Raw genomic sequence first — 10,862 nt, forward strand, 5'->3', positions numbered from 1 at the left:
CGTCTCAACCGGTGTGAGCGCGTGCAACTCCGTCAACGTGATCGGAATGTCCAGCTCTCGACAGCGTCGTTGAAAGTTTGAGATGTCGCTTCGATCGTCGCCGCGGATCTCGAACGTCCACTGCTGATTTGTGCCAATAGCCTTGATGAGCGGCACCGCTGTCTCCGTCAATATGGTTAGCACGTCGTCGTAGTCCAGCGTCCACTCGACGCGTAACAGGTACTCGTCTTCAACAGAGTCAACGAGATGAATCTCCTTTACGCCTGGGTGCTCGGTGAATGCGCTCTCGATGTCGTTGACTTCGGTTCCCCGTACCCAGAAGTAGGGGATCACCACGTCCTGCGCGGGGATAAGTCGCTCCAGGTCGACCGTCACGTTCGGCAGTTGGTTGAACACTGTCCCCAAGGGGAATTGGTCTGACGGAACTGTGAACGTCGCCTCGGTAGCCATCGTCTGTACCGATGGCTTCCAGCTGTAAAGGTCTGCTACTGATCGGACCGTGCTCATGAGTCACTGTTCCCGGACGCCTGATCTCCCGGACCACGAAATTGATTGAGGGTTTCAAGAGAGTGAATCGCCTCGGGGTCACGCCCCGAGGCTTCCTGCTTCGATGACGCGCTTTGCAGACACCGTAGTGGTGTCCGTCGGGAGCGCAGTCTCCACAGGCGTCTCTTCGGGCCATCCCAACCTTAGTTCAGCGTAATGCAAGGTGGAGCCTCCGGCCTCAAGGAGCGAGCGAAGCGAGCGAGTAGGCCGGAGAGGAAACCGACACGGTCTTCTGGGTAGCACTTTGGAAGACCGGTGCCGGGTGTTGGCGCACCCGGTGCGTTTCAACACGCCCGAGGGCACCGTCCTTCCATCCATATGGTATACACCACATGGGAATAAAAGTTGGCATACACCACATGGTGTACACCAACAGGGCTAAGCAGTCCCAGACTGTAGTTGCAGGTATGTCCAAAGACCGGGGAGACTCAGGCCGGTATGTCGAAACTGTAACGCTCACCGACGTGCTTGCAGTCTTCGAAGAAGTCGAAGGCCCCATTGTAACATCGGGTGACGTCGCTGACACTCTTGATTGCTCACGGGAAACAGCTCGGCGCAAACTTGGCCAACTCGAAGACAAGGGGCGGGTGAAGAATCGACAGACTGCTGGCCGCGTGGTCTGGTGGCTCGCCGATGAGGATGGCGCTCACGAAGTGGATCCGAGTGATCCGATCTTTACACGGACGACGTATCGGTCTGGAATAGCAACGGATGCGTCCGAGCGAGTGGATGAACTCCTCTATCGGGATCAGTCCAATCAGTCAGAATGAGTCGTCCACTGCCGATATTTGTGGATACAGGTGGACTGTATGCCGGATTTGATGAAGACGATGTCAACCACGACGCTGCAGATGCCGTCTTCGATGGCATGGAAGCCGGCGAGTATGGACCCGTCTTCACCAGCCGGTATGTACTGTCCGAGTTTGCAACCCTAATGTTGTATCAGATTGGGCAGCCAGCAGCGGTGGATGCTCTCACGACGGTTCGAGAGTCGCAGACGTTCAACATTTTGCCCGTCGGCAAACAGACGTTCGATACGGCATGTGAGGAGTTCGAACGCTACGACGACCAACAAATTTCCTTTGTGGATCATATGAGCGCTGTACTGGCCCGCGAGCACGAGATCGAGCATATGTTCGCCTTCGAGAGTGATTTTCGAACGCTGGGCTTCGAACGGATACCAGTTGAGCAAGGGTAGAGAGGCGTCACAATCGCCGAGGGTGCTTGTGGATGGCTCTCGAGCACTCAAATTCCACCAAGAGGTATGGATGGACCGAGATCACTCAAAACGAAGTCGATGACCATGCTGAGAAGGAGGAAAAGAAAACTCGTGTATCGGCGTCGGTGTCGTGGATAATCAATCTCGTTCGAGAGGGGGGATGGAGCATCATTGGGAGAGGAACTATGACGGGTTGTATCAAATACGCATATACAATGGCATCGTCCGACCGTATTCCTGTTACTATCGTCAGCGGCTACCTTGGGGCAGGCAAGACTACCTTACTCAATCACCTCTTAGCGAATCCAGACGGGCAAGAGCTTGCAGTTGTGGTGAACGATATGGGCGAGATCAACGTCGATGCTGAACTACTCGCCGACCATAGCGGAAATCCGACTCAAAACAGTAGTGACGCCGCGGAAGCCTCAAACGCCATTGGCAGTACTGAAGATAGCAACATTGTCGAACTCTCAAACGGCTGTATCTGTTGTCGCCTGCAAGACGACCTACTTGCTGAAACGCATCAATTGGCCAAAGAGCGCTCGTTCGACCACTTAGTGGTCGAGGCTTCCGGGATTAGCGAGCCGATTCCTGTTGCACAGGCATTCGCTGTGGGGACAGAAGATGCAGCAGTGGATCCGACCGAGCACTTTCGGCTTGACACGATGGTCACTGTTGTCGATGCCTATGGATTCTGGAAGGAGTTTGATCCTGACGCCTCCGTCCCTGATAGCGTTGATCCGGCCGGCGACCGACCGATGGCTGAGACAGTTATCGACCAGATTGAATTTTGTAACGTCCTCCTCCTGAACAAGTGTGACATGGTTCCCGATGATGCGCTCGGTGAGGTTGAGGCTGTACTGCAAGAACTCCAGCCCCAGGCAGAGTTGATCAAAACGATTCATTCTCGTGTCGACCCAGATCAGGTGCTCGACACCAATCAGTTCGACTTCGAACGAGCACAGCAGACAGTCGGGTGGAAGCGTCATCTCGCAGCGCACGGTAGTCAAGAGAGCGAAGGTGCCACAGCGGGAGGAGATGAGACAGGTCATAGCCATGCAGGGGACCACGACCATAATATATCTCTTGCGGAACGTCATGGAGTTACTTCATTTGTCTATGGCCGTTCACGGCCGTTCCACCCTGGGCGGTTCGCCACATGGCTGGAGGACTTGGATGAGAAGGTGGTCCGGGCGAAGGGTTTTTGTTGGCTTGCCGGACGCAATGAGGTGGTTGGGCTTAGTACGGCAGGGCCGGCGGTACAGGCTGGCCCTATTGGAGAATGGGATGACGACCGGGACACGCGTCAGTCCCGCTTAGTATTCATTGGAAACGACCTTGCGGAGGACAACATTCGGACTGAGCTTGATGACTGTCTCGCAACTGACGGCGAGCAGGAGGAGTCTAGTACACTTGACGATCCGTTTCCAGTGCAATTCGTTATTGAGTGATCTGATCACGGAGGTCGTCCCAGGATTCGTGGAACCCGTGTGTCGACTGTGATTTGCCGCCGGAAGTGACGGTCTCTTGGTAAACGTCGTCGTACTGGAGGAGCGCCGTCCAGCCGTCTTCCCGGTATGTACAATAGATACACATACTCACGTGTGATTACGAGATCACCGCACATAACAGTATGTTCAATTTGGTATCGCACATGTTCGAGTCGTTTCTATAATCTGGGCACCTGCCATAGCAACTAATGCCGTGGAAGCGAATGCCTAGCAGGGAATATATGGTAGAAAATTGTCCCGTGTGTGGTTCCCGAATCAGCGCCACTGTTCCCACGGCCGGTATAGAGTACAGTGGTGAGGAGTATCACTTCGAGTCAGCAAAATGCAAGGAGTTCTTCGAAGAGAACCCGGACGAGTATACGTGACGACTTGATCCGAAAATAAAGAAGCTGAGGACAGAACGCACTACGGTTCCAGAAGAACTTTTGTCACGCCTTCTTCACGCTGGTCGAACCGCTCGTACATTTCCGGTGCGTCGTTCAGGTCAGTCCGGTGGGAGACGACCCAGCTTGGATCGGCACGACCTTGGATGATAAGGTCGCGCAATTCACGGTTGTAGTCTTTGACGTTACACTGACCAGTACCGATCTTTTGACCTTTCTCGAAGAGTTTCCCGAAGTCAATGCCGAGACGGCCCTGGGCAGCCATTTCATCAGGTGCACCTGGGTCTTCGGGGACGTACAGCCCGACAACGCCGATCTGTCCAGTCGGTCGGACGGTCTGAATCAGCTGATTAAGAACAATGGCTGGGTTCTCCCGAGCAGGATCGTAGGCGTCGTCGGCTTCCTTGTCATCGTCGATAGCCTGATACCCAACGGCGTCGACACCTTTGTCGACGCCACCGCCGTGTGCATCCTTGATCTGCTCGACTGGATCTGCATCCTCGAAGTTGATCGGTGTCGCATCGCAATGTTCCTCTGCTAGATCCAGTCGACTTGGGACACGGTCGACGACGTAGATTTCGGATGCACCCTTGATTTTGGCGCTGTAGGCGGCCATTAGTCCAACTGGACCTGCACCAAAGATAGCGACCGAGTCACCAGCCTGAAGGTTTGCGAGTTCGGTTCCATGCCATCCGGTTGGGAAAATGTCCGCGAGCAGTGCGAACGCATCCTCATGCTCATCTCCCGGCGGAAGTTTGAGCGCATTGAAGTCCGCATATGGGACGCGGAGTTTCTCGGCTTGGCCACCCTGATACGGTCCCATGGCGACATAGCCGTACGCTCCGCCAGCGAAGCCAGGATTGACGTTCGTACAGAACCCAGTGTATCCCTCTTCACAGTTTTCACAAAAGCCACAGGCCACGTTGAATGGCATGACAACACGGTCGCCCTCGCTGAGCGTGCTGACGCCCTCACCGACCTGCTCGACGATACCCATATTCTCGTGTCCGAACACGATACCTGGCTCTGCACCCGTCCGGCCCTCGTACATATGGAGGTCTGAGCCACAGATCGCTGTGGTCGTAATATCGACGACGACGTCGTTCGGGTGTTCAATCTCCGGTTCGTCTACCTCTTCGACAGTGACGTCATGCTCACCTTGGTATACGACGGCATTCATTGACATTCTCTAACAACCCAGTAGGAAAGCAACGGGCAACAATATAAATCACCTGGCGAAAAGAGAGAGACGTAACCAGGAGGTGGTTATAGCCACCGTCGAGAATGTCATTGATAACTTCCACAGGTCGCTGTATGACCGATTCCGACGATTGTGACACACAGTGATCGAGAGCGGGCTGGCATTGGAGCAGTTGGACCCGCTATAAACACGGTGTTTGGACAGCAAATCGGACACCAGCTCCGAGATATCGGGGTTGCTGGACGTACTTTCGTTATCGGATTCGCTGCCGTCTGTATTCTCTGAACAAGAGTTCGGTTTCCCTACGCAAAGGATTTGTCCCCCAGCATTGTGGTTGGCAATGGCGTTATTCTCCTCGCAAATCTAAACAAAAAGCAGCGCGAGTTCCCCGCCCCACCGTGGGCGGGGGTGAAGCGCGTCACTCCGGTGCGTGTTCCGTCTCTTCGATATATCGTTCAACCACTTCCTCCGATACCGCTCCTGTCGTCCCCACGTAATACCCGACTTTCCAGAATCCGCCACCCCAGAAATACGACTCCCGAATCTCGGGATACCGCTCCAGTAAGTGCTTACCCGAATACGACTTGAACTGCTGGGCGAGGTCGGCTGGACTATGCTTCGGGTCGCACTGGACGAACAGGTGTACGTGGTCGTCCGCAATCTCCAACGCCAGAATCTCGTGGCCAAAGTGGTCAGCAGTCTCACCAAACAACTCTCGCACATCGCCTTCAAGTACGTTGAGAACCGGGTGGCGGTACTTGGGACACCACACGAAGTGATACTTGCAGGAACTAACCGAATGCGCGTGACTGCGGTACTCCTCCATCCCTAATTCCTACATTTATGACAGTCTGAAACGATTGTCAAAGTATGGGTGAAGAAGCCACGAAGACGATTCAGACGCGCCTTCACATAGTGTCTGGTGAGCGGTCGTGGCTTCACGACGCCCGCCTCACATCACGCGAGATATTTAACGACACCATCCGCCTCAAACAACAAGGGTACACTCGCACCGAGATACAGAAGGAGGTTGACCGCGACGACTTCTTGCGGAACAACAAGTGCGCGGTCGTCGGCAAAGCCCTCCAAACGTGGGACTCCTACCAATCACTCAAAGAGTGGTGGGAGAGCCAAGACGACCCTGACGGAGGCAAGCCGACGCCGCCGAGTACGGACAAATCTGGTGCGTACCCACTCGTGATGGCACACACGGAAGGCTACCGCCTCACCGTGGACGACGACACGAACCATGTCCACGTCCGCATCAGCCCGAAACCCTACAAGAAGGTGAAAGGTCATCTGCGCGGTGAACCGGACGCGATGGACGAACTTCGAGACGCCCTCGCGTCGGATGAGGTGGATGTGGGGCAGGCCGAACTCCTGTACCGCGATGGCGTGTACTACCTACACGTCACGGTTACACGCGAGTTCGACGTTCACGAACCCGATACCGCCGATACTGTGGTTGGCGTGGACATCAACGAGCGCAACGTCGCTCTCACCGCCCTCGACCGCAAGACGATGCGGACGAAGGGCACGCTCGTCCTTGACTACGGACGAGTCAAGCAGGAACGCCAACGCTACCACACCATCACCACTCGCTGTCAGCAACACGGCAAGACGAGCATTCACCAGAAACTCGGTGACAAAGAAAAGCGATTCACCGAATGGGTGCTGCATCGCCTCTCTCGTGCTGTCGTGGAGTTCGCAGAGCAGTTCTCGAACCCGGTTATCGTGTTCGAGGATATGAGCGGTATCCGCGACGAGATCAAGTACGGGACGTATGTCAACCGCCGGTTACACAAACTGCCGTTCCACAAGTTCGAGAAGTTCGTCTCGTACAAGGCGACGTGGCGAGAGATTTCCACGGATACGGTGGATGCGTACTACAACTCGCAGACGTGTTCGTGTTGTGGTGAGCGTGGGTATCGGCAGGGTCGGCGGTTCCGGTGTACGAACGACGAGTGTGACGTGGCGCAAGACCACGCTGACCGGAATGCATCGGTGAACATCGCGTGGCGCGAGAAGGCAAAACTCGACGGAAACGAATCGAATTACCGGACTCACAAAACCCAGCCGCAGGTTCGGTTGGTGCGTCTGTCCGGGTCGGGGCGCGTAAGCCGCCCAACCTCATCCCGCTCGCTTGCCGAGCAGGGAGTGCTAGCGCACGGCTGAGGGAACCAACAAAAGCCTCGGGCCACCGCGCCCGAGGCTGTTTACTGGCTCGGGGACAGTTGAGGAATGGCGAACGCTAGAACAATGAGAACGCTGCTGGATTTAGATCTCCGGGGGTTGAAGCAGTTGAGGCGGTCGGTGACCATGTGGAATTCAATCAGAACGTGCCGGCGATTTTCTCGCACATGAACGAACAACATCCACGGAAAGGGTATGATATATTGCTGTTATTCATGGTGGTGAACCCAATTTGAGATAGTGACAAAAGAGGACTCGCCACAACCACCACATGCTTCCGGGGGTTCGAATCTGTGTTCGCCTCCAGATTCGGGAATTGGCGTGCCAGCGTGAACTATCTGGCACTGCTCACAAACATACTGCTCCACCTTTTCTGGGATGTGCGCCATGCGCAGATTGCCGCCAGCCACACAAAAATAACTACTGGAGAAATAAGCGGCTGTTACACGCGTGAAATCTACGAAAAATAGATTGATGAGTTCGCTTCCATAGACTTCTCACCGTCTCATCCTTCATCCGTATTTAAGTACTCATTAGGGAGACTGTGCTCTATTGGCGACCGCTGACGCTACGGGTACTCGGGCAAACGCTGTCGTCGTCTTTCGCCGATTAGTTGCCGGCGATGGCGGCGACAACCGCGTCGTCGAGCCGGTCGATGAGATCGGTCGTCACATCCGCTGGCAGGTCGTCGACAGCTTCGAGCGCGTCGTGCAGGCGAGCGTGCACCGCGTCGAACGCAGTCATACTTTCATTCGCAAGCCTGTCTGACGTCACCGCAGCCGAATACGATGACGGATCATCGTCAGCCGTATCATGGTGTCCGCTTCACCAAGCGTGAAATTGTTCTGTGCATCTATTATGCATTGTTTCGTGATCGATGATCGACTGCATTAAATTCATGATTCACTGTCCTGTAGAATTTCTGTAAGATAGAGGCGGCCATTAACTATTCGTCTTCGGAACCGGAATTAATACTGGACGTACGATGCCCTCCGATAATAGTCCCTCACGTACTGGCCAAGCGCGTCGAACAGTTCTCAAAGGACTTGGGTTCTCAGCGGGGCTCGCCGCAGTTGGCATTCCAGGAGCCACCGCAGCAGACCCCGACAGTTCAACACCGGGGTCAACATATAGTCTGCCACCTCTCTCGTACGACTATGACGCACTGGAGCCGTCTATAGATGCTCAGATCATGAAACTCCATCACGATAAACACCATCAGGGATATGTCGAGGGAGCAAATGCAGCCCTCCAGAAACTGATGAAGATGCGTGAGAGTGGAAATTTTGAGGCTATTAAGCACGTAAAGCGAGATCTCTCGTTTAATCTCTCAGGACACATTCTGCATTCGATTTTCTGGGACGTAATGTCGCCAGACGGAGGCGGAACCCCTGACGGTGACCTTGCGAATGCGATACAACAAGATTTCGGCTCTCTTGCTGCATTCAAACGAGAGTTCTCAGCAGCCGCGAAAAACGTTGAGGACTCTGGCTGGGGGATGCTCGTATACGACCATCTCGCTGACCAACTGCTCGTCACTCAGGCCGAAGACCACAACGACTTGGCTGTGCAGGCCGCAACCCCGCTTCTCGTACTCGACGTGTGGGAGCACGCCTACTATCTGCAGTATCAAACCGAACGCGGCAAGTATGTTGATGCGTTCTGGAATATCGTTGATTGGGATGAAGTTAAGGCGCGCTACAGGGCTGTCAAACAGTGCAATATCCTTGATGAAAACTCCTGCTAGATAGGTTCTTTCAAACCGATCACTGTCATTTACGTAAATTCAGGCGAGAAAGCCTCGCCCTTGAGGGCGAGGAGGATGTCAAGCGTCGATGACGCTGCGTTCGAGTGCTTGCTCGAACTTTTCGACGATGTACAAGCCTCCACGTGGCAGGACGACACGGTACCTCGCCCTGAGGTCGAGGACGCTGAACATGAACGGCGACTGCCAGCCTGCCGAGTAGTTTCGGCCAGAACGGGAGTCCACCGACAAGCTCCGCCCATTAGGGTGGAGAAGGTGACCACCTATCGTCCCCAGAGATCGGTGGTTCGTTGTTCGATTTCGTCAAGGACGAACGTCAGGACGTCGCGATGATCATCCGGCCACGAGGCGTCCTCACCAAGCGTTGGTGCGGATGGCGGTGGATGAAAATGATCTCGCGTGTTATGGGGATTTGAGTGTCGATCCCAGCGACATTCCCAGGCGCTGTCTGGGTGGACTTCCCGGTAATGAAGTTTGAAGTCGTCATTCGTATACCACCGCACTGCGAGGGATGCATTGTCTACTGTTGCTGGATAGTACGTCGGTGCGAAGTCGATATGGAGTTCAAGATGGCCACTGTCATCTGTGATAGTGGCTTGCGCAACTTGGTTAGTGGCGGTGAGCCGTGTCTGCAGAAACTCGAGGATTGGTCGGTCGATGGGCGCGGGACTCCCCCCATCACCAGCTGGTGGGACCATCGCTATCCAGAAGCGTAGTTGTGGTCAGGCGTGTCGGCGCGTTGCTGGCGGGCTCGCTCATAGTGTTCCCGCTCTTGGCGAGCAGTTGACCAGTCTGCGAGGTCACTGTAGATCTCGTCAATCGACCAGTCGACGTTTGCTTCCGCAATAGCGAGCGCGTTCACGTCCGCTGGCGTTGCAGCGTCATACGCATCTTCATAGCGTGTGATTTTCTCTGTGAGGGCGCGTACCTGTTGCTGGAGTTCTTCACGGGAGTGGTTTGCGGCAAGCTGGTTGATGCGTCGCCATTTGAAATACGCGTCGTTGCGTTCGTAGGTGGCCGGGTGGCCGTCGTGGCGTGTGACGATGCCGAGGTTCGCAAACCAGCTGAGATATTTTCGAGCAGTCTTTGGATCACAGTCAGCACGATCTGCGATGACCGTCGCTGTTGCAGGCTCACGCGTCTGCAGGACAACACCGTAGATGCGTTGTTCGACATCATCGGCATCGAACGCATTGTCGAAGGCTGGTGGTCCGTCGTTGGACTCTGACCCCGCCATAGAGGCTATTCCAGCTCGACGAACATAATTCTTGTCTCCAGGAAATAGTTCCTCTTCAACGGATATCTGCCGCTACCACGGTCAATCGTTTGATCCAGCCACATGATCTCGGTTATCCTTCGTTGAGATCACCCGTCATTCCACAGTGGGTATTGTCTTCCATTTCACAGTGGTGCGAGCGGAAGCCCACGGCTTCAGCCGTGGGTAGCTGACCAGCGTCAATAAGGTCCTTGAGCGCATCTGGATCGATATACTCGTAGAGTGTGAGCGTCGTCTGTCCGCCCGAAGGCTCACTCATGTCTACGACAGCGCCGACATCCGCCTGAATACCGACTTCCCTGCAGCCGATGCTTCGTCCGCTGTCGATGCCTCTACAGGCGGAGCAGGGTGAGTGCCTCGGGGCTCGACCCCGAGGGTGAAGCCCGCGAAAAGGTGTACCATACCACGTTTCGTATCGTGGTTTACCGACCGTGACGCGGGTTAACGACCGTACTCCGAAGTGGTCGTTCGAAGGTTTGGAAATGCGACTCCTCTCAAAACCTGCGTCCGTGGCATGGTGAGACGGGAGTGGTCGGGTCGTGGTGGAGCGACCGACCCTCACGGACACCAGCGAGGTGTTCGGGTATCGATTCCAGCCGGCCTCCCAAGAGGGAGGCTGGGGGGATTACGGGAAATCGAGGAGAAAGCCCCGTGCTGTAGCGCGGGGATGAATCCGACAACAGGGACGCCACCCACGAACTATTAAGTTACCCGACAGCATATTCAGTAGCAAGCACATCGGACGAAAATTGGAGTTGGGTTGGGGTC

The 10,862-nt window shown here is 55.1% G+C and carries 12 protein-coding genes and 1 pseudogene; 6 read left to right on the top strand and 7 right to left on the bottom strand.

Features of this window, described 5'->3' with window-relative positions:
* Both ACRYA2_RS26220 and ACRYA2_RS26225 read right to left on the bottom strand, forming a co-directional pair.
* Nucleotides 1-450, bottom strand: a 450-nt coding sequence (locus ACRYA2_RS26220; RefSeq protein WP_433634698.1) for a bacterio-opsin activator domain-containing protein, incomplete at its 3' end; no start/stop codon positions are given.
* Nucleotides 451-585: 135 nt separating this feature from the next.
* A pseudogene (locus ACRYA2_RS26225) lies at nt 586-702 on the bottom strand (RNA-guided endonuclease TnpB family protein); the annotation flags it as partial.
* 203 nt (nt 703-905) lie between these two features.
* Here ACRYA2_RS26225 and ACRYA2_RS26230 point away from each other — a divergent pair.
* The 4 genes from ACRYA2_RS26230 (at nt 906) to ACRYA2_RS26245 (ending at nt 3,641) form a co-directional block, all read left to right on the top strand.
* The gene (locus ACRYA2_RS26230; protein ID WP_433634700.1) at nt 906-1,316 is read left to right on the top strand and encodes a hypothetical protein; all 411 of its coding nucleotides are present in this window, start codon (nt 906-908) and stop codon (nt 1,314-1,316) included.
* Nucleotides 1,313-1,744 (top strand): type II toxin-antitoxin system VapC family toxin, encoded by a 432-nt coding sequence (locus ACRYA2_RS26235; RefSeq protein WP_433634702.1) that lies wholly within the window; start codon nt 1,313-1,315, stop codon nt 1,742-1,744. Before ACRYA2_RS26230 ends, ACRYA2_RS26235 begins: the two co-directional genes overlap by 4 nt.
* A gap of 236 nt (nt 1,745-1,980) precedes the next feature.
* Nucleotides 1,981-3,216: a CobW family GTP-binding protein gene (locus tag ACRYA2_RS26240; RefSeq protein WP_433634704.1), complete on the top strand. Its 1,236-nt coding sequence runs from the start codon at nt 1,981-1,983 to the stop codon at nt 3,214-3,216.
* Nucleotides 3,217-3,479: 263 nt separating this feature from the next.
* The gene (locus ACRYA2_RS26245) at nt 3,480-3,641 is read left to right on the top strand and encodes a YHS domain-containing protein (protein ID WP_433634706.1); all 162 of its coding nucleotides are present in this window, start codon (nt 3,480-3,482) and stop codon (nt 3,639-3,641) included.
* A gap of 40 nt (nt 3,642-3,681) precedes the next feature.
* Here ACRYA2_RS26245 and ACRYA2_RS26250 read toward each other — a convergent pair whose 3' ends face one another.
* Both ACRYA2_RS26250 and tnpA read right to left on the bottom strand, forming a co-directional pair.
* Nucleotides 3,682-4,839 (bottom strand): glutathione-independent formaldehyde dehydrogenase, encoded by a 1,158-nt coding sequence (locus ACRYA2_RS26250; RefSeq protein WP_433634708.1) that lies wholly within the window; start codon nt 4,837-4,839, stop codon nt 3,682-3,684.
* A gap of 439 nt (nt 4,840-5,278) precedes the next feature.
* Complete coding sequence (tnpA, locus tag ACRYA2_RS26255; RefSeq protein ID WP_433634710.1) at nt 5,279-5,686, bottom strand: IS200/IS605 family transposase; 408 nt, start codon at nt 5,684-5,686, stop codon at nt 5,279-5,281.
* A 44-nt stretch (nt 5,687-5,730) separates the two neighbouring features.
* Between tnpA and ACRYA2_RS26260 the strand changes: the two genes are divergently transcribed.
* Nucleotides 5,731-7,035, top strand: a complete 1,305-nt coding sequence (locus ACRYA2_RS26260; RefSeq protein ID WP_433634712.1) for an RNA-guided endonuclease TnpB family protein — start codon at nt 5,731-5,733, stop codon at nt 7,033-7,035.
* A gap of 627 nt (nt 7,036-7,662) precedes the next feature.
* Here ACRYA2_RS26260 and ACRYA2_RS26265 read toward each other — a convergent pair.
* Nucleotides 7,663-7,797 (bottom strand): hypothetical protein, encoded by a 135-nt coding sequence (locus ACRYA2_RS26265; RefSeq protein WP_433634714.1) that lies wholly within the window; start codon nt 7,795-7,797, stop codon nt 7,663-7,665.
* Between the two features lie 241 nt (nt 7,798-8,038).
* Between ACRYA2_RS26265 and ACRYA2_RS26270 the strand changes: the two genes are divergently transcribed.
* Nucleotides 8,039-8,800 carry a superoxide dismutase gene (locus ACRYA2_RS26270; RefSeq protein ID WP_433634716.1) on the top strand — a complete coding sequence of 254 codons (762 nt, stop codon included), beginning with the start codon at nt 8,039-8,041 and terminating at the stop codon, nt 8,798-8,800.
* Nucleotides 8,801-9,081: 281 nt separating this feature from the next.
* Here the strand turns inward: ACRYA2_RS26270 and ACRYA2_RS26275 are convergent, their stop codons facing one another.
* Nucleotides 9,082-9,516, bottom strand: coding sequence for a toxin-antitoxin system TumE family protein (locus ACRYA2_RS26275; RefSeq protein ID WP_433634718.1), 435 nt, complete (start codon nt 9,514-9,516; stop codon nt 9,082-9,084).
* Between the two features lie 2 nt (nt 9,517-9,518).
* Nucleotides 9,519-10,055 carry a DUF7342 family protein gene (locus ACRYA2_RS26280; RefSeq protein WP_433634720.1) on the bottom strand — a complete coding sequence of 179 codons (537 nt, stop codon included), beginning with the start codon at nt 10,053-10,055 and terminating at the stop codon, nt 9,519-9,521.
* Nucleotides 10,056-10,862 lie beyond the last annotated feature (807 nt).

Source organism: Halomicrococcus pelagicus, assembly GCF_050954125.1.